This is a genomic window from Bordetella ansorpii (genome assembly GCF_900078705.1).
Classification (GTDB): Bacteria; Pseudomonadota; Gammaproteobacteria; order Burkholderiales; family Burkholderiaceae_B; genus Bordetella; species Bordetella ansorpii_A.
Genome location: NZ_FKIF01000003.1, coordinates 112,105 through 133,604, shown reverse-complemented (window position 1 = coordinate 133,604; position 21,500 = coordinate 112,105). Strand labels below are relative to the sequence as shown.

General features: G+C 60.3%; 7 protein-coding genes. All 7 read left to right on the top strand.

Annotated elements, in window-relative coordinates; translation table 11 throughout:
• The first annotated feature begins 166 nt into the window (after positions 1–166).
• Positions 167–748, top strand: a complete 582-nt coding sequence (locus A6745_RS09200; RefSeq protein ID WP_066126114.1) for a hypothetical protein — start codon at positions 167–169, stop codon at positions 746–748.
• Positions 749–13,402: a proprotein convertase P-domain-containing protein gene (locus tag A6745_RS29535; RefSeq protein ID WP_082852986.1), complete on the top strand. Its 12,654-nt coding sequence runs from the start codon at positions 749–751 to the stop codon at positions 13,400–13,402.
• A gap of 589 nt (positions 13,403–13,991) precedes the next feature.
• Complete coding sequence (locus A6745_RS09190; protein WP_082852985.1) at positions 13,992–16,172, top strand: type I secretion system permease/ATPase; 2,181 nt, start codon at positions 13,992–13,994, stop codon at positions 16,170–16,172.
• A 4-nt stretch (positions 16,173–16,176) separates the two neighbouring features.
• On the top strand, positions 16,177–17,595 hold the full coding sequence (locus tag A6745_RS09185; protein WP_156513335.1) for an HlyD family type I secretion periplasmic adaptor subunit: 1,419 nt from the start codon (positions 16,177–16,179) through the stop codon (positions 17,593–17,595).
• A gap of 2 nt (positions 17,596–17,597) precedes the next feature.
• Positions 17,598–19,037: a TolC family outer membrane protein gene (locus A6745_RS09180; RefSeq protein ID WP_082852984.1), complete on the top strand. Its 1,440-nt coding sequence runs from the start codon at positions 17,598–17,600 to the stop codon at positions 19,035–19,037.
• Positions 19,034–19,663: an NMCC_0638 family (lipo)protein gene (locus A6745_RS09175; RefSeq protein WP_066126107.1), complete on the top strand. Its 630-nt coding sequence runs from the start codon at positions 19,034–19,036 to the stop codon at positions 19,661–19,663. Before A6745_RS09180 ends, A6745_RS09175 begins: the two co-directional genes overlap by 4 nt.
• A gap of 250 nt (positions 19,664–19,913) precedes the next feature.
• On the top strand, positions 19,914–21,485 hold the full coding sequence (locus tag A6745_RS09170) for an ABC transporter substrate-binding protein (protein ID WP_066126105.1): 1,572 nt from the start codon (positions 19,914–19,916) through the stop codon (positions 21,483–21,485).
• The last annotated feature ends 15 nt before the right edge of the window (positions 21,486–21,500 follow it).

Genomic DNA, 21,500 nt, shown 5'->3' with positions numbered 1-21,500 from the left:
AAAGCGGCTGTCACGATAAATTAATTCTTTCGTTCAGCTTTCGATGTATCATTTTTGTGTCAAAAAGTACCTTGAGGTCACTTTTTGCACAGAATGGTGGTTTGTCGGGGTTCTGCCATTCGCTGCGCCATTGGCATATCTCCACCCCTGTTGCATGGAATTGGCAGTGAAAGAGGCTTGGAAGCAACTCAAGTATATGTACGTGGGTTTTGTCGCGTATGTCCTAACAGGATTTCTATCGATTCTACTGGGCTGGCTGATCAAGGATCTTCCTGGCGTCAAGGACACGATCCGTGTCATCTCAGGCTTCGTCAAGGCCGTTGCGCAGATGGAGGCAGTATCCGGAGTCAGCGGTGTTGAGCCTGCGCCATTTCAGGTGGCCCTGATATACGCAGCCCTTTTCTTTTTTGTTGTGTCAGCCTGGCATGTCTATGTGGGGCTTGCGATTCCTTCCGCCCGGGCCAGCTTGATTGAATCCATTCGAAACCCTGAGAACGGATCTTCTCCAGGCCGAGCCAAGACCTTCGCGATAGGAATGGTCCAGATCCTCTCCTGGTTCATCTTCCCTGTTTATTTCTATACGCGCGGCGCCTCTGGGGTGACCTGGCAATCCGGTGTCATGCTGTCCCCCTCATTTTTCTCGATCTCGCTGATCATCCTGCTTTCAGCCGTTTCTTCGTTGTTCTTGATTGTTGGTCTATTGAATATATATGTCTGCTTTTCCGTTAGGAAGAGCGAGGAGAAGTAGATGGTTAGTACGACAGTGCAGTCGTTCACGCTGGATTTTGTGGTGGCATTGGGAACCAAGCTGAGCGAGGATATCCTCTCCGTTGCGGAAAAAGAATTAGTAGCGGGCTTCAAGGCTGCTGGGGATGACGTCGCGGGATTATCGGCTAAGTTAGGTATCCCTATAAGCTATCTGTCGATCAAGCCTGTCAAGATAGCCACCGGGAAGGCTGGTGATATCGTGAAGATAACTATAGAGATCCGTGCGGGAAACCCGGAAAAAGTCGTTGGTGAAATTATTGGTGCTGGGGTGGGAGCTCTCGTAACGCCCCTGATGGGCGCGGGCACCGCCGGTGTGCTCACGGTCGCACGTGTCCCCTCGTCCATCTCAAAGGTCGTTGGTGCTGGCGTCGGAATAGGCCTTGGAATCGTGGTCGGTGATGCGGCCAAGGATTCATGGGAGAGCTCCATGTCCAAGACTTCCGAGGGGCAGTGGTTTACCACTGCTGTCGGTGATTTTTTCCAGATGAGTCTCAAGAAGACTCCCGGGATCCGGTCAGAGACTGGCAGCTTGGCGGATGCGATGGACCTGCCGCCATTGCACTTGACTCCGCACTCCAGCTTGGTCTTCGATGTGTCGGATGGGACGTACAAGAATCTTTATAACAGCGCCCCTATGCTGGAGCCTATTTCTGTTATAGGAGAGCACCTGTATGTCGTGAAGGCCGGAGATTCTCTGTGGTCTATCGCCCAGGAGAATGGCTGGAGTTTCGATGCGCTGCTTCAGGCAAATTCGCATCTGGCTGATCCAAACTTCATTCTCCCCGGGCAGGATATCTACGGGTTGCCTCCCGCTACTGTCCAGAACACTGTCAATCTTCAGACATCCACCAGCCCGACACCAGCGTCCAATCCTGTTGCCTATGCGACGGACGCACCCAACACCAACGGCATTTTCGATTCCAGCGGTTCTTACGTAGCCACGATGAATCCGGCCATCCTGAATCAAGGGACTGGCTATGCCGCGGCATTGATCGGCGCAACCGGCACCGGTGGTTTCAGGCCTGGTGCCATGAACGTCTCCAATACTGACAGCCTTGCGCTGGACATACAGCGGGTCACCGATGCGTTGACTCGATTTCAAAGCATTGACGAGATCACCGCTCAGGTTGCGAGCGGCGCCAGCATCCTGACGAACTATGGCATTGGGAACAAGTTCATCCCTGCTGATCCGATCATTCTCGACCTGAATGGCGATGGCGTGAAACTATCCAGCTTTGCGGATAGTACGGCCTTGTTCGATATCGACAATGACGGCGGCAGCCGTGAGCATACCGGTTGGGTTGCTGCGGCGGAGGCCCAGACCGATGGCATGCTCGTCCATGACCTGAATGGTGACGGACGGATCAATGGCATCCAGGAAACACTGAGCGAGTACTACAACGGCGTTGCCGGGACCGGTGGCTCCGCCGGTACGAAACCTTACTCGGATGGCTTCGCCGCGCTGCGTGCGTTGGATTTGAATCAAGACGGTGTTTTCAGCAGCCAGGATGCGGCTTGGTCGCAGTTGGCCGTCTGGATCGACGCCAACGGTGATGGCCTGTCTTTTGTCGATGCGAACGGAAATGGTATCAAGGATGCAGGAGAGGTTTCGGAGCTTAAGATTCTTTCCGAGCTGGGTATTTCTTCCATCAACTTGTCGACCACCGCGCAAAGCGGTTTGGTGAATAGTGGCAACGAGGTACTTGCGACGGGAGGCTTCACACGCAACGGCGCAGTGCATACCGCCCAGGCTGTCCGGTTCATCGCCAATCCGAATGGCACGCAGTTCAGCAAAGGGCTGAACGGCACGACGTTGATGACCGAAGGGAACGAGTCGGGAAGCGTGATTCGCAGCTATGTGAGCGAAGTCAATACCAATCAGCAATTGAGCGCTACCGCGCTGAATGTACAGAATATCTACGCCGGCGGCGGTGACGATACTTTGTTGGGAAACAGTGGTTCAAACTGGCTGTCGGGAGGGCTCGGCAGTGACACGTTCGATGCTGGTGATGGCGATGACGTACTGCTGATCGATGCCGATGACCTTGCGGCCAACATCAATGCCGGCGCTGGCATTGACGTCGTTCAGGTGGTGGGGGATAGGGGGGTATTGTTCGACATGGCCCGGGCCCAAGCCGAAGTCTTTGTGGGGGGCGCGGGCGACGATTTTGTTTATGGAGGTGGTTCGCAGTCCGTGTTCCTGCGTGGCGGGGGCGGTGCGGATACGCTGATGGGAGGCGCCGCAAACGATGTGTTGTCGGGTGAAGATGGCGATGACCATCTTTCCGGAGGTGCTGGCAATGACCTGCTCAGAGGCCACCGCGGGCGGGATCGGCTGGTGGGCGGCACCGGCGATGATGTGTTGGACGGCGGTCTGGAAGACGATTTTCTGGACGGTGGCGAGGGCAACGATGTCCTGATCGGCGGTCGAGGTGACGACGTCTTGCATGGCGGGGCAGGAATCGATGCCGCGCAGTTCGACGGATCGTACGCCGATTATCGAATCACCAAGCTGGATGACAGGACGTGGCGGGTCGTCGATACCCGTGAAGGGCGAGACGGATCGGATACGCTGCTCGATATCGAGACGCTCTCGTTCTCCGACGTCAGCAACGTCAGTTTGACTATTGGCACACCGCTGCCAGTCAAGGATGTCCTGACCTCCAGTGGCTCAGGTGCGCCGCTCAGTCGCACGGGACAGCATTTGATCAGCAAGGCTCAACTGCTTGGCAATGATCGCGATTGGGATAGCGATGTTTCACAGTTGGTCATTACCGCGGTGCTGGAGGCCCAGGGCGGAACCGTCTCCTTGACGGCCAATGGCGATGTCCTTTTCACGCCTGATCCGAGTTTCACGGGTGTGATGAGTTTCAAGTATCGGATTGCGGACGAGAAGGGGGGCGCCACCCAGATCATCAATTCCGCCACGGGTCAGTCCGAGGCCATGAAGGCCGCTGTCTATTTGCACACCTCCGACCTGCCGTCCGATCCGTTGGCGGTCGAACAGTGGTATCTGACAGAGGTGGGCGTGTTGCCGGTATGGCTGGATTACACGGGCAAGGGAGTGCGTATCGGCCAGTTCGAACCCGGCGCGCCGTTTGCCGTCAGCCCGGAAGTTTTTGACTATCGCCATCCTGATCTGCAAGCCAATGCGGACCTGCAATGGCTGAATACGTTGGACAGTCAGGGCGGTAGCGCCGTGCCGCAGAACTTCAGCAACCACGCCACCATGGTGGCGGGCGTAATGGTGGCCGCGCGCAATGGCGTGGGAGGCGTTGGTATTGCCTATGACGCGACTCTGGCTGGACATTACATCCAGGGAGAGGGGCTGGAAGTACCGCAACTCACAGCGGAGCTCACCGCAGCGCTTGCACTGTTCAAGAACTACGATGTGGTGAACAACTCCTGGGGTGCCCAAGGCAATTTTTCGCTGAATGTCGTGCCGCCGGGAACGATTCAGACGGGCATCGTGGATGCCTTGCTGGAGGGGCGAAACGGGTTGGGCACCGCTGTCGTCATGGCAGGAGGTAATGATCGTCAAAGTGGCGCCAATACGAATTACAACGCGTTGACTGCGAATCGTGGCGTTATCACCGTGGGTTCCATCAACGCGCCGGGTGACTTGGGCACCTTGCAGTTGGGAAGCAAGCCCTTTTCGAATCCCGGCGCATCGATTCTCGTTTCCGCTCCCGGCAGCAACATCGGCAGCAGTGGCCGAGAGCTGATTGCGGATAACGGGTCGACATTTGGATCGTCCTATAGCACCAGTCATGGCACGAGTTTCGCGGCTCCTATCGTCTCGGGCGTAATCGCGCTGATGCTGGAGGCCAATCCTGCCTTGGGATATCGCGACATTCAGACAATTCTGGCGATGTCAGCTACCAGCGTGACGGATCCCAATGGTACTGACTGGGCATATAACGGCGCCAAAAACTGGAATGGTGGCGGAATGCACGCCAGCCACGATTACGGTTTTGGCCAGGTCGACGCTCGTGCTGCCGTCAGGTTGGCGGAAACCTGGACTCAGCAGAGCGGGTTGTGGAATGAGCATGTCGTCACTGCACAAAGTGGTGCGCTGAATCGCGTCATCCCCGATGCGTCCAACTCGGGTGCTTCCACCATGTCTACCGGCCTGACCATGGCCAGCGGCGTCAGCCTGGAAAGCGCCCAGATCACGGTGAATCTGGTGCATGCCAATTGGGGGGACCTGATCATCACGCTGATTTCTCCGTCGGGTACGCGCAGCGTGTTGGTTGACCGTCCGGGGAAGGCCCCTGGTAGCGGTGCAGGTGATCGGGGAGATGCGACCTCGGGTACCATGTCGTTCAGTTTCAATACGACTCACGTGCGAGGTGAAGACAGCGGTGGTACCTGGACGCTTCAGGTGACAGACGCGGCGTCGGGCCAGACGGGTACGTTGAAGGACTGGAAGCTGGACTTGTACGGTGCCAACGATAGCGCCGACGATGTCTATGTCTACACCGATGAGTTCAAAACAGCGCCCGGAACTGCGCGGGCGACGCTGTCCGATAGCGATGGCGGTCGAGATGTCATCAATGCCAGTGCGGTCACGGGCAATAGCGTCATCAACCTGAACGCGGGCGTCACCAGCACGATTGCCGGTCGGAGCTTGACGATCTCGGGCGCCATCGAAGTGGCCATGGGCGGCGACGGCAACGATACGCTGACCGGCAACAGCGCTTCCAATGTTTTGCGGGGCGGACGTGGGAATGATGGACTGACGGGCGGTGGTGGTTTCGACTATCTGGACGGCGGCCAAGGTAACGACACGTTGACCGGCGGCGCTGACGCCGATCTGTTCATCATTCGCCGCGATGCCGGTAGCACCGACATCGTTACTGACTTCGATGTGGCATCTGGAATAGAGAAGCTCGTACTGGTGGGAGTCGAGGAGGTTCCGGATTTCTCTGCATTGGTATTGACTCAGTCAAATGCCGATGTACATATTGATCTGAAGCAGGGGCAGAAGCTGATCGTGAAAAATACGACGGTGTCTGCTCTTTCGGAACAAAATTTCGCGTTCATCACCAACGCCAGCCTGCTTGGGGCCTATGTAGATCGCTGGGTGAATCCGTACTATGCAGTCGGAACCGCCGGCAGTGAAAACGTCAATGTCACTGATGTTCGTCCAGTGATGAGCTCGTTCCTGCTGGGAGGCAATGACATTGCTTCCTCGTATTCGCGGGACGATCTGATGGACGGTGGTAACGGTAACGACATTTTGTTCGGCGATAGCAGCACCACGCCAAATGGCGCGGATTGGTTGGAGGGTGGCGCTGGCAATGATCAGTTGTACGGCAAGGATGGTGATGACATTCTGTCGGGAGGCAGTGGCGACGACCAACTGCGTGGAGAGGGAGGTAATGATTACCTCGTCGGAGGGTCGGGTCTGGACTACCTGGACGGGGGCGCTGGCAATGACATCGTGACGTTTGATGGCGATGTCGGCATGGTTGCCGACGGCTCTCCCGCGTACTTGGGAACCCGGGTGGGTGGTGCCGGGGCGGACCGCTTCAAGGTGCTATCCAATGGAGGCGGCAGTCTCGGCCTCTCCGTTGACGGCTCGACCGTGCATGCCAGTAATCTGATTGCGGATTTCAATGTCAGCGAGGTCGGCGAAACAATCGATCTGACAGCCCTGGAATGGCTGAAAGGTTTCGCGGACCTGCGTATTCAGTCGTTCTCGGTCAATGGAATCGTGCTGGCGCAGGTATTGGCCACCAACGGGGAACGGTCCCTCAATCTGACGCTTTACGGCGTGAGCAGTACCCAGCTGCGCCCGGAGCATTTCGTCTTTGCCAATACGACTCCCGGTGAAGTGATCGGTACCGAAGACAATGACACGCTGGTCGGCGACGCTGGCGCCAACACAATCGACGGTCGTGCCGGCGCGGACGTCATGACGGGTCGTACCGGTGACGATACCTATATCGTCGATAACGTCGGTGACATCGTTTTCGAACTGCCTGGCGGTGGCTATGACACGGTTCGTTCCGACGTCAGCTATACCCTGGGCGCTGATGTAGAGGCCCTGGTCCTGACCGGTGCGGGCAACATCAACGCGACAGGCAACGCCCAGCGCAACCGTCTTGTCGGCAACAGTGGCGCGAACGTACTGGACGGCGGTGCGCAGGCCGACGAGTTGGTTGGGGGCGCAGATGACGATATTTATGTGGTTGATGATCAGCTTGACCACGTCATCGAGCTTGCTGGTGAAGGTGTCGATCTGGTGCGTTCGTCCGTGTCCTGGACGCTGGGCCAGAATGTCGAAAATCTGACGCTGACGGGAGCCAACAGCATCAACGCGACGGGCAACGAACTGGCCAACGTGTTGGTGGGCAATGCCGGCAACAACGTGCTGGACGGTGCCGGCGGCAACGATGTCATGCAAGGCGGGCTGGGCAACGACCATTATTTCGTCGACTCGGCGGGAGACATCGTCAGCGAAGCCGCGGATGCGGGCTTCGACAGTATTTACACCTCGGTGAACCTGACGTTGGCGGCAAACGTCGAAGCTGGCTACCTGCTCGGTAGCGCGACATCGTTGACGGGCAATTCCTCGGACAATACGCTGGTGGGCAATGCCCTGGCCAATGTACTGAATGGAGGAGCCGGTAACGACATTCTGGACGGTGGGGAGGGCGCCGATGCGATGAATGGTGGCGTGGGCGACGATACCTACTGGATCGACAATAGCGGCGATACCGTCATCGAGTTGGCCGGTGGTGGCGTGGACAGCATGATGACCAGCATCAGTGTGAATCTGGCTGCGCTGGGTGGCGGGCAGGTCGAGAACGCCGTGCTGATCGGTTCGGCGAACCTGAGCCTGAGCGGAAACGGTCTGGACAACGAGCTGATCGGCAACAGCGGCAACAATACCTTGTCCGGCGGCGCTGGTAATGACCTGCTCGATGGCGGCGCTGGCTTGGATACGATGTCTGGCGGCGCCGGAGACGATGTCTATGTAGTCGACAACGCGGGAGATGTGGTGACCGAGTTGGCGGCCCAGGGGACCGATCAGGTCAATTCCCATCTTGCCGCGTACACGTTGGGTGCCAACATCGAGAATGGCCGCATCATGTCCTCCGGTGTGGCTGATATGACGGGCAATACGTTGGCCAACCTGATCTACGCGGGGGCCGGCAATAACATCATCGACGGCGGTGTGGGTACCGATACCGTGTCTTACCGCTACGCGGCGGCCGGGGTGAACGTCAACCTCGCATTGGCGACCGCACAAAACACGGTGGGGTCCGGCACGGATACCTTGCTGAATATCGAGAATGTGATCGGTACCGATTTCGACGATACCCTGGCAGGTAATGCTGCGGGCAATCGATTGGATGGCGGGCTCGGTGCGGACACGATGGCAGGCGGTACGGGTAATGACACGTATGTCGTGGACGATATCGGCGACATCGTCATTGAGCGGTCCAATGAGGGGACGGATCTGGTCGAGTCTCATCTGATGGCCTACACCCTTGGTGCCAATCTCGAGAACATCCGAATCATGTCGTCCGGTGCCGCCAACGCGACGGGCAACAGCATCAACAATGTGCTTTATGCGGGGGATGGCGATAACGTGCTCGATGGCGGCGCGGGCAGCAGTGATACGGTGGCCTACACTTATGCCTCCGCTGGTGTAAGCGTCAGCCTGGCTACCGCGGGACGTCAGAACACCGGCGGTTCCGGCTGGGACACCCTGGTAAGCATCGAGCGCCTGACGGGTAGCCGATACGCCGACACGCTGACTGGCAATGCCGGCAGTAACGTCCTGAACGGCGGGGCGGGCGTGGACACCATGATCGGTGGCGCGGGCGACGACACTTATTACGTCGATTCCGCAGACGATGTTGTCGTCGAAAAGGCGGGAGAGGGCCGCGATACCGTCTATTCGTCGGCGGCTTCGTACACGCTGGCAGACAACGTCGAGGTCCTGCGCATCATCGCGGCGAATGTCGCCAATGCCACAGGCAACGCGCTGGACAATACCTTGCATTCCGGAACAGGCACCAACGTGCTGGATGGTGCGGGCGGCAACGATACCGTGTCCTACGAGTTCATCACAGGTGCTGTCAATGTCAGCCTGGCGACGACCACCGCGCAGAATACCGGCAATGCGGGTCTCGATACGATCCTGAACATCGAGAACCTGACCGGCAGCGCCCACAACGATATTCTTGCCGGCAATGCTGACGCCAACGTGATCGACGGCGGCAAGGGGGCCGACCAGATGTCCGGCGGCGCGGGCGATGACCGGTACATCGTGGATGACGCGGGTGACACGGTTATCGAGGCTGCTGGCGCGGGCATTGATCAGGTCGATTCCTTCCTGTCGGCATATACCTTGGCCGCCAATGTCGAGAATGGCCGCATCATGGCGACGGGCGCCGCGGACATGCGCGGCAACAGCCTGTCCAACTTGATATATGCGGGCGATGGGAACAATGGCATCGTCGGCGGCGGCGGCACGGATACCGTCTCCTATCTCTATGCCAAGTCGTCGGTCCAGGTCTCACTGACGACGAGCGCGGCACAGAATACAAGCGGCTCGGGTATCGATACGCTGGTCAACATCGACTGGCTGACGGGTAGCAACTACAACGACACTTTGTCAGGAAACGCAGGCAGCAATCGTCTGGACGGTGGCGCCGGTGTGGATACGATGGCGGGAGGCGCGGGCGACGATCTGTACTACGTCGACAATCCCGGCGATATCATCATCGAGCATGAGGATGAGGGGGTAGACATTGTCTACTCCAGATCAGTGTCCTATACGTTGTCAAATAACGTCGAGAACCTGCGCATCTGGACGAGTTCCAATGCCAACGCCACGGGCAATGGCCTGGATAACGCGATCTACGCGGGCAACGGCAACAATGTCATCGATGGGGGGGGCGGCAACGATACGGTGTCGTTTCAGTTCGCCGCATCCGCCGTGACAGTCAGCCTGGCCAGCACAGGGGCTCAGGCTACAGGCGGGTCAGGCACCGACACGCTGCGTGGCTTCGAGAACCTGAGTGGCAGCGATTTCAATGACACGCTGACTGGAAACGATGGTGACAACATCATCAATGGAGGCGGCGGTGCGGATACGATGCGCGGCGGCAAGGGCGACGACACCTACTACGTGAACAGCGCCGGCGACAGCGTGATCGAGAATGCGGGGGAAGGTACCGATCTCATCTTGTCATCGCTCACTGCCTACACGTTGAGCGCCAATGTGGAGAATGGGCGCGTCACGTCCGCTGGTGCGGCGAACATGGCTGGCAATGGATTGGCCAACATCCTGTATGCGGGCCAGGGCAACAACGTCCTGGACGGTGCGGGGGGGGACGATACCGTCTCGTACAAGTACTCCAACGCAGCGGTGACGGTCAGTCTTGCGCTTGCTGGCGCTCAGGCAACAGGGGGTTCCGGCAGCGATACGTTGACCAACATCGAAGCCATCGAAGGCAGCGACTACGACGACGTTCTGACCGGCAATGATGGCAGCAATGTCTTGACGGGCGGCGCGGGCAATGACGTGCTGGACGGCGGCAAGGGCGCGGATACCTTGATGGGCGGCAGCGGCGACGATATTTATGTCGTCGACGATGCTGGCGATGTCGTTGTTGAAGATGCCGATGGCGGCATCGACCGCGTCGATTCGTATTCCGCGAGTTATACGCTGGGCGCCAATATCGAGAATGGCCGCATCCTTGCCACGGGCGCTGCAAACATGACCGGGAACGACCTGGATAACGTGTTCTACGCAGGGGCGGGAGATAACGTATTCGTGGGCGGCGGTGGCTCGGATACGGTGTCGTACGAGTACTCGGCGGGCAGTGTGTCGATCTTCCTGGCCAATAGCGGAACTCAGAATACGAGCAGCTCTGGCTTCGACACCTTTGTCGGCATCAATTCCGTCATCGGCTCCCGTTTTCTCGACGTGCTCAACGGCAACGCGGGGAACAATGTGCTGGATGGCGGCGCCGGCGCTGACTTCATGGCAGGTGGCGTTGGAGACGACTTGTACTACGTGGACGAGGCGGGCGATATTGTCACTGAGTACACCGACGCAGGAGTGGACACCATCTATTCCACCGCCGCGTCCTATTCGCTGAACGGCATCAACATGCGATTCAGCCAAGTGGAGAATCTGCGTATCCTGACCAGCGCGAATGCCAATGCCACCGGTAACTCCCTGGCCAACGTGATCTACGCCGGTGACGGCGACAATGTCATGGATGGCGAGGCGGGCAACGACACCCTGTCGTATCAGTACGCCAAGTCTGGCGTGACGGTCAGTCTGGCGACCACCGCCGCGCAGGCCACTGGCGGATCGGGTACCGACACCGTGCTGGGCTTCGAGAATCTGACAGGAAGTGATTTCGACGATACGTTGACGGGTACCGATGCGGACAACATCCTGAATGGTGGACGTGGCCTGGACACGATGCGCGGTGGCAAGGGCAATGACACCTATTACGTAAGCGGTCTCGACGACATCGTGATCGAGGCCGCCAACGAAGGTATCGATTTCGTGTACTCGGCGGCTAGCTGGTACACCTTGACCAGCAACGTCGAGAACGGCCGCATCATGTACTCGGGTATCGCGAGCATGACGGGTAACGAGCTGGCCAATACGATCTACGCGGGCCAGGGCAACAACGTGCTGGACGGAATGGATGGTAACGACACGGTGTCCTACAAGTATTCCGTTGCGGGTGTGGCGGTGAGCTTGGCTGTTGCTGGCGCCCAGGCGACAGGAGGATCTGGCGCCGACACGCTGATCAGCATCGAGTCCCTGGAAGGCAGCGACTACGATGACGTGCTGACCGGCAATGACGGCAACAATACCTTGACCGGCGGAGCGGGTAACGATGAGCTGGATGGCGGTGTTGGCGCCGATATCATGGTGGGAGGTACCGGAGACGACATCTATGTCGTCGACAACGCTGGCGACGTAGTGACCGAGGCTGCCAATGGCGGCACGGACATGGTTCATTCCTATCTCGCCAGCTACACCCTGGGCACCAATGTCGAGAACGGCCGCATCATGTCCAGCGGTTCGGCCAATATGGTGGGCAACACCTTGGCCAATCTGATCTACGCGGGGGCGGGTAATAACGTCATCAACGGCGGCTCTGGATATGACACCGTGTCGTACACCAATGCCTCCAGTGCGGTTACGGTCAGCTTGTTCACCACCTTGGCGCAGAACACGGGGGGCTCGGGCACCGATACGCTGTTGAGTATCGAGCATCTGGAGGGCAGTCGTTTCAACGACACGCTGACCGGTAATGGGTTCTCGAACGTGCTGAACGGCGGGCTGGGCGCCGACCGGATGGCGGGTGGATTTGGTGACGATACGTACTATGTAGACAACGTGGATGATGTCGTCATCGAGCGTGCCGGCGAAGGCACGGATACGGTCTACGCGTCTTTGGCCAGCTATACGCTGCAGGACAACATAGAGAATCTGTACATCTGGACCGTCGGCAACACCACTGCCACGGGAAATGCGCTGAACAACGTGATGTATTCCGGAGCCGGCAACAACATCATCGATGCGGGGGCGGGCAACGATACGGTGTCTTACGAGGCAGCCGCATCGAGCGTGACCGTCTCTTTGATGACGACGGCGGCACAGGCCACGGGCGGTTCGGGCTCGGATGCGCTGATCGGAGTCGAGAACCTGACGGGTAGCAACTTCAACGATACCTTGCGTGGTAACGCCGGCAACAACATCCTGGATGGAGGCAAGGGGGCTGATACCCTGATCGGCGGCGCTGGCAGTGATACGTATGTCGTCGATGATCTCGGTGATGTCGTCGTTGAAGCAGCCAACGAGGGGATCGACCAGGTCAACTCTTCCCTGAGCCGCTATACGCTGGGCAGCAATATCGAAAATGGACGCATCATTTCCTCTTTCGTCGGGCGTGCCAGCATGAAGGGCAACTCTGCGGATAACCTAATTTATGCTGGTTTGGGCTATGACCTGATTCTAGGCGGCGGCGGTGCCGATACGGTGTCGTACGCCTATGCCACTGGAGACGTTGTCGCCAGTCTGGCCGACGTGGGTACGCATGACATGGACGACGCGCAGATCGCGCTCGCTCTGCAGACGGCTTCTTTTACGCAAAGCGACACCCTCATCGGTATCCGCAATCTGGCTGGTGGCGACTTCAACGATGTGCTGACGGGCAATGATGACGCCAATCAGCTCGGCGGGGGTAATGGCAATGACCTGCTGATGGGGGGCGATGGCTCGGATGACTATCTCTTCAATCGGGGAGACGGCATGGATGTCATCGTTGAAACGCCGGTGAGCGGCGACGTCAATACCGTGCATTTCGGTACCGATGTCGGTTACGACCAACTGTGGTTCAGTCAGGCCGACAACGACCTGCAGATCAAGGTGATCGGCACGAACGACTACCTGACCGTGCAGGATTGGTTCAGTGCCAGCGGCCGGATCGGCAGTATCTACGACGGCCAAGGCCGTGAACTGCTCGAAGGCCGCGTTCAGGAACTGGTATCCGCCATGGCGGGAATGACGCCACCGGCCAGCGGGCAAACCAGCTTGCCGCCGAATTACCAGTCGACGGTGGCAACGTTCTGGAAGTAATTCCCAGTCTGCAGGACGCCTGACAACCGGGCCGGATATGTATCCGGCCCGGGTCACTGCTATCGCGAGCTCGGGCTTGGCGAGATACGGCAGCGGAGGGACCGTTCGTGTGCATGGCCCCATGGCTACATGGAAATTCAAGGTTACAGAAGTGAATATAAAAAGAAGAGAGGAAATACACCTTCCACGCAACAGATTCACGTTTGTCGATAAATTCTATTGGTCGTTAAGAATTAATTCTAGAATTTCGAGTTTTTCTGCGATGGCTAACACTGCTGATTGGGCAGGAGAACCTGCTAATTCTGATTCTGGTGGTCCGCAGGGTGGCGAGATCTTTAATTTTCTGGGTTCACAGTAGTGTTCTTTCGAAGAATGCATTCCTGGAGCGATAGTCAGTTTGTTGCCCGGTTGATGGGCTCTTATTGTTCGATCTTGCGCGATTCATGCTCAGCGCATACGTCATTCCCCATGGCTTTGCCGCCTCACCGGCCTATCCCGTCGCTCGAAATTCACCGAGCAGGTCTACGCACACGCAAACCCGCGATGCGACGGCTACGCGCAAGGGCCTGATTTCATGAAACGCCTAGACATGATCTCTGGAGGTCCTCCTCCGGCACCCCCAAATCCGCCTGCCTCTGGTGAGGCCTTGCCACCCGAGTCCGGTCCGCCCCTGGACACCGGCCTGATCTGCCTGGCCATGCTGGCCCGCTATCACATGGTGGCCGTCGATCCCGATCAGTTGGCCCATGAGTTCCGCGTGGATGGCGCGCCGTTCGGCGTCAATGAAATCCTGCTTGCCGCCAAGAAGCTGGAACTACGCGCCCGCTGTGCTTCGATCCGGCCGGCCCGCCTGGGCACCACCCCGCTGCCCGCCATCGCGCTGGATAATGACGGCGGCTTCTTCATCCTGGCGCGCGTCGATGCCGGCAAGGTCCTGATCCAGGATCCGCGCCAGAAGGGCGCTGCCGAGCTGACGCTGGCCGAGTTCGAACAACGCTGGACCGGCGAACTGATCCTGCTGGCCTCCCGTGCCTCTATCGCCGGCGAACTGGCCAAGTTCGATTTCAGCTGGTTCATTCCCGCAGTGCTCAAGTACCGCCGCCTGCTGGCCGAGGTCTTCGTCGTCTCGCTGGTGCTGCAGCTGTTCGCCCTGGTCACGCCGCTGTTCTTCCAGGTGGTGATGGACAAGGTGCTGGTGCACCGCAGTTTCACCACGCTGGACGTGATCGCGATCGGCCTGCTGGCCGTGGTTACGTTCGAAGTGGTGCTGACGGGGCTGCGCAGCTATGTGTTCGCTCACACGTCCAGCCGCATCGACGTGGAACTGGGCGCGCGCCTGTTCCGCCATCTGCTGAACCTGCCGCTGTCGTACTTCCGCGCGCGCCGCGTGGGCGATTCGGTGGCGCGCGTGCGTGAACTGGAGAACATCCGGTCCTTTCTGACGGGCAACGCCATCACCGTGGTGCTGGACTTGATCTTCTCGGTGGTGTTCTTGGCGGTGATGCTGTACTACAGCGTCTGGTTGACGCTAATCGTATTGGCCTCGCTGCCGTGCTATTTCCTGCTGTCGATGGGCTTCACGCCCAGCCTGCGCGCGCGCCTGAACGAGAAGTTCAACCGCGGCGCCGAGAACCAGTCTTTCCTGGTCGAGACCATCAGCGGCATCGAGACGCTGAAGGCCAGCGCGGTCGAGCCGCAATGGATCCGCAAGTGGGACAACCAACTGGCGGCCTATGTGAAGGCGGGCTTTCGCACCACGGCCATCGGCACGGTGGCCAACGGTGGCGTCACCTTCGTCAGCAAGCTGGTCACCGTGGGCACCATGTGGCTGGGCGCCAAGCTGGTGATCGACGGCCAGCTTACCGTCGGTCAGCTGATCGCCTTCAACATGCTGTCGGGCAACGTGGCCGGGCCGGTGATGCGGCTGGCGCAGCTGTGGACGGACTTCCAGCAGGTCGGCATTTCGATGCAGCGGCTGGGCGACATCCTGAACACGCGCACAGAGGTGCATGGGGCGCGGCCGGCGCTGCCGCCAGTACGCGGACGCATCGACTTCGACCAGGTCGAATTCCGCTATCGCCCTGGCGCGCAACTGGCGTTGCGCGGCGTCACGTTGAACATCCAGGCCGGGGAGACCATCGGCATCGTGGGCCGCTCGGGGTCGGGCAAGAGCACGCTGACCAAGCTGGTGCAGCGCCTGTATCAACCGGAACAAGGCCGGGTGCTGATCGACGGCGTGGACATCGCCACCATCGACGCCAGTTCGCTGCGCCGGCAGATCGGCGTGGTGCTGCAGGAGAACGTGCTGTTCAACCGCAGCATCCGCGACAACATCGCGCTGCACGATCCCGGCATGCCCTTGCAGCAGATCATGCGGGCAGCACAACTGGCTGGCGCGCACGAGTTCATCGCCGAGCTGCCGGAGGGCTACGAAACCATGGTGGGCGAGCACGGTGCCACGCTGTCCGGCGGGCAGCGCCAGCGCATCGCCATCGCGCGTGCGCTGTTGTCCAACCCGCGCATCCTGATCTTCGACGAGGCCACCAGCGCCCTGGACTACGAGTCGGAACGCATCATCCAGAACAACATGCGCGAGATCTGCAAGGGCCGTACGGTGATCATCATCGCGCACCGCCTGTCGGCCGTGCGGGACACGCACCGCATCGTCGTGATGGATCGCGGTGCGATCGTCGAGATGGGCCGGCATGCCGATCTGCTGGGCAAGGCGGACGGGCACTACGCCGCGCTACACAACATGCAGCAGGCGTAGAACGATGAAGATGTTGCTATCCGGATGGGGCGAGCTGGCCAAGCGCTACGGCTCGGTGTTCGCGGCTTCATGGGCCGAACGCAAGAACTGGGAAGGGACGCGCTACCAAGCCGCCGAGGCGGAATTCCTGCCCGCGGCATTGGCGCTGCAGCAGCGCGCGGTCTCGCCCGCGCCGCGCGTGGCGATGTGGCTGCTGATCCTGTTCGCCGTGCTGGCGGTGCTGTGGGCAGTGCTGGGCCACGTGGACATCGTGGCGACGGCGCAGGGCAAGATCATTCCCAGCGAGGGCACGCAGACGATCCAGCCGATCGGCACGGCCACGGTCAAGGCGATCCACGTGCGCGAGGGGCAGGCCGTGCGCGCGGGCGATCTGCTGCTTGAACTGGACGGCACGGTGACGGCGGCGGAAGAACAGCGGCTGGTCAGCGACATGCGCACCTGGTCTTTGCAGGCGGCGCGGGCAGCGGCCATGCTCGATGCCATCGACCAGGGCCGCACGCCCAAGGTGGCGGCCGTGGATGGCGATGCCACGACGCTGGCCGACGCGCAGCGCCTGGCCGAAGGCGAATATGCGGCCCTGCAGGCCAAGCTGGCCGGGGTCGACGCCCAATTGGCGCAGCACCAGGCCGAGCGGCAGTCCACCGCCGCGCTGGTTCGCAAGCTGGAGTTGACCTCGCCCATCGCGCGCGAGCGCGCGGCGGCCTTGAAGGAGCTGGCGGGCGAGCAGTACGTGGCGCGCAGCACGTACCTGGACCGCGAGCGCGAACGCATCGAGCAGGAGTCCGACCTGGTCATGCAGCGCAGCCGCATCAAGGAGATCGACGCGGCCATCGCGCAGGTGCGCCAGCAGCGGCTGACGTTGCTGGCCGATGCGCGGCACGAGAACCTGGATCGCCTGGCCGAAGGCCGCCAGCACGTGGCATTGCTGGAGCAGGATCTGGTGAAGGCGCGTCAGTCGCAGAAGCTGACGCGATTGACCGCACCCGTGTCCGGCACCGTGCAGCAGTTGGCCGTGCGCACGCTGGGAGGCGTGGTGACCGAAGCCCAGCCGGTGATGCTGATCGTGCCGCAGGAAGACAAGCTGGAGATCGAGGCCTTCCTGGAGAACCGCGACGTGGGTTTCGTGAAGCCCGACCAGGAGGCCGAGGTGAAGATCGAGACCTTCCCGTACACGAAATACGGGGTGGTGCCGGGAACGGTGGTCACGGTGTCGGATGACGCGATCAAGGACGAAGAGCGCGGGCTGGTCTACAGCATGCGCATCGCGATGTCGCGCGCGACGGTGAATGTGAAGGGCACGGACGTGCGTCTGGCGCCGGGCATGGCGGTGACGGCAGAGATCAAGACGGGGCAGCGGCGCGTCATCGAGTATTTCCTGGATCCGCTGATCCAGTATTCCAGCGAAAGCATCCGGGAGCGTTGAGGATGGGATTCGCAGGCATTCATGTCGCTGGCTTGGTCCGGCGTGGCGCGGCGGTGTGCGCGCTGGCGCTGCTGGGCGCGCAGGCACAGGCCGCCGGCTTGATGGAGTTCTACGCCCGCGCGCTGGAATACGACCCGACGTATCGCGCGGCGATGAAGGAGCGCGACGCAGGGCTACAGCAACGCAACATCGGCCGCGCGGCATTGTTGCCCAATCTGTCCTATCAGTACCAGACCGGCAGGAACTGGTCTGAGGTCAATGAGCCGGGCTTCTTCGGCCCGGTCACGTCGAACCGCAACTACCGCAGTTATTCGTCGTCGCTGTCGTTGCAGCAGCCGGTGTTCGACTACGAGGCGCTGTCGCGCTACTACTACGGCGTGGCGCAGGCGCATTATGCCGACGCGCACTTTCGCAGCCGCAGCCAGGAACTGGCGGTGCGGGTGGCCAAGGCCTATACGGATGCGTTGTATGCGGCGGACCAGATCGATCTGGTCCGCGCTCAGAAGCGTGCCTATGCAGAGCAGATGACTTTGAACCGCCGCCGCCTGCAGGCCGGCGAGGGCACGCGCACCGACGCGCTGGAAACCCAGGCACGGTATGACCTAGCGCAGGCGCAGGAGATCGAGGCGCAGGACGGGCTGGATGCCGCCTTGCGAGAGTTGTCGGTGCTGGTCGGCCAGGAGGTGCAGGCCGAAGACTTGGCGCCGATGGTGGGAAAGATTCCGGTGCAGGCCCTGCAGCCAGCCCGCTTCGACGAGTGGCGCACGCTTGCGCTGCGTAACAACCCCGAGCTGGAAGCCTTCGAGCATTCGGTGCAGGCGGCGCAGGAACAGGTCGAACAGGCGCGCGCGGGGCATTTCCCGAAAGTCAGTCTGTATGCGTCCGCCGGTCGGCAGAAGTCGAGTTCGGAGTCGACGTTCGAGCAGCGCTACAAGACCGACAGCGTGGGCTTGCAGGTGAGCGTGCCGATCTTCGCGGGCGGCGGCGTGTCGGCCAGCGTGCAGCAGGCCGTCGACAACAAGGAGCGCCTGCGCTACGAGAACGACGCCAAGCGCGAGCAGACGCTCAATGATCTGCGCAAGCAGTTCAACCTGTACAACAGCAGCGCGGCCAAGATGCGGGCGTATCAACTGGCGGTGGATTCGGCGCGCGAACTGACGGTGGCGATGAAGAAAAGCGTGGCGGGCGGCGAGCGCGTCAACGCGGACGTGCTGGACGCGGAGCAGCAGTTGTACGACGCGCTGCGCAATCTGGCGCAGGCGAGGTATGCGTATCTGCTGTCATGGCTGACGCTGCGGTTTCATGCGGGCGTGTTGACCGAGGCGGATGTGCAGGCGGTAGCGGAGCATTTTGTCGAGCCTGCTTTACATGTTACCGACCCCATGAATATCGAGTCCATGCCTCGGGAAAATATGACGATATCGCGGGGAAGTGAAAAATGATGGATTTGAAAGTAGCCGCACTGGCGGCGACGATGCTTTACGCTTTGGCCGTCGGCGGCGCTGCGGCGCAGCCTCCAGCAACGAAGGCACCGGCTGCGAGCCAGGCCAGGGCGGCGAAATGGAAGCCCGAGACATCGGCTTGGACGCTTTGGATGCGGACATGCGGGCAGCATATGCCGGACACTGGCAACGTGCTGCCCATGATGCGACGCGAGGGGTACGAAGAGAATCCTGCGTGGGCGGTGTACAGGTTGGGCGGGCTTCCTGGGCATATCTGGTATGTCCCTGTGCAGTCCCATCAAATGTTGCTTGTGTTGCTCGATAACGGAACCTGCGAAGTATTTCTGCGGCGCGGCGATGTCGATGCGGCCGAACGCGATATGCAAACTTATCTCGATCTGCAGCGGAAGCAGGATTACACGGTAAAGGCAGAGGCAGACTCGGTCGTGCCTGGCCAGAAGAACGCACGCAAGATCATATGTTCCATTGAACAACACCGGCCTACTCTCAAGACCTGGACGCTGGGCGTCAGTCTGATTCGAGACCTTTCCGGTATCAGCGACGACAGGGCCACGCAGGTCATGATCTCGATGGTGCAGGGAAAGGGGGGGAAGGCTCTCGCTTGAACCTGAAAACCATCAAACAGGGCGGCTCGAGCAACTTTCTGATCCGATGACGGTGGTGGTGGCGTGAGGCACGCGATTTTCGGGGCAGACCGCGGCACGCCGTGAATGAGTTGGAATAAGGATATATATCCTCATCCTCTGCCACACCCCAGCCGTCCCCCATTATCGGCATAAACCCCTAATTGACGCCGGTTCGGCGCCTAGGCAATATCTGCAACCATTATTCAGATATATGTCAGGAGTCGTTCTCATGCGCCGTACCTTGCTTGCATTGGCAATCGCAGCCGCTGTCGCGGTTCCCGCGCTCGGCCACGCCAAGACGTTCCGTTGGGCCGCCCAGGGCGACATCCTGACGATGGATCCGCACTCGCAGAACGAGGGCATGACCATCGCGGCCAACAGCTATGTCTACGAACCCCTGGTCGACTACGACGCCTCGTTCAAGGTAATCCCGCGCCTGGCCACGTCCTGGGAGCAGGTCTCGCCCACGCTGTACCGCTTCACCCTGCGAAAGGATGTGAAATTCCACGACGGCGCCGCCTTCACGGCCGACGACGTGGTGTTCTCCGTGCACCGCGCCATGGCGCCCACGTCGAACTACAAGGCCTACACCACCGGCATCAAGGAGGCGCGCAAGGTCGATGACCATACGGTCGAGATCGAGACCACCGCGCCCAATCCCGTGCTGCTGCGCCAGTTGCCCAACGTGTTCATCATGAACAAGGCCTGGTCGGAGAAGAACAACGTCACCAAGCCGCAGGACTTCGTCAACAAGGAAGAGACCTTCGCCGCACGCAACACCAACGGCACCGGCCCCTACATGCTGAAGTCGCGCGAGATCGACGTGCGCACGGTGTTCGTCGAGCACGCCGGCTGGTGGAACAAGAAGGACAAGAAGGGCAACGTGACCGAAGTCGTCTTCACGCCGATCAAACAGAACGCCACGCGCACCGCGGCGCTGCTGTCGGGCGAGATCGATTTCGTGCTGGACCCGGCCGCGCAAGACCTGGAGCGCCTGCGCCGCGAGGCCAAGGTGGTCGAAGGCAACGAGTACCGCACCATCTACATCGGCTTCGACCAGAAGCGTCCCGAATTGCTGTATTCCAGCGTGAAGGGCAAGAACCCGTTCACCGACGTGCGCGTGCGCGAGGCCCTGTACCGCGCCATCGACGTCGAGGCGATCAAGCGCGCGGTGATGCGCGGGCTGTCGGCGCCCACGGGCACGATGATCGCGCCGCAGGTGCATGGCTGGACGGAAGCGCTGCACAAGCGCGTGCCCTACGACATCGAGAAGTCGCGCGCGCTGCTGAAAGAGGCCGGCTACGACGGCACGCTCAGCTTCACGCTGGACTGCCCGAACAACCGCTACATCAACGACGAGGCCATCTGCCAGGCGGTGGTGGGCATGTGGGCCAAGGTGGGCGTGAAGGCCTCGCTGAACGCCATGCCGCGCGCCACCTATTTCCCCAAGGTGCAGAGCCGCGACACCAGCGTGTTCCTGTTCGGCTGGGGCGTGCCCACGTTCGACGCCATGTATACGCTGCAGAACCTGATCCGCACCAAGGGCGAGGGCGCGGATGGCATGTACAACCTGGGCGACTACAGCAACAAGGAAGTCGACGCCATCATCGACCGCGTGAAGACCGAGACCGACACGGCCAAGCGCGACGCCGACATCCACAAGGCGCTGGAGATCCACGCCAAGGAGTTCGGCCACATCCCGCTGCATGACCAGGTGATTCCGTGGGCCATGCGCAAGAACGTCAGCGTGGTGCACCGTGCCGACAACCGCCTGGTCGCCGACTGGGTCAAGGTCGACTGATCCCGTCTCGCTCCT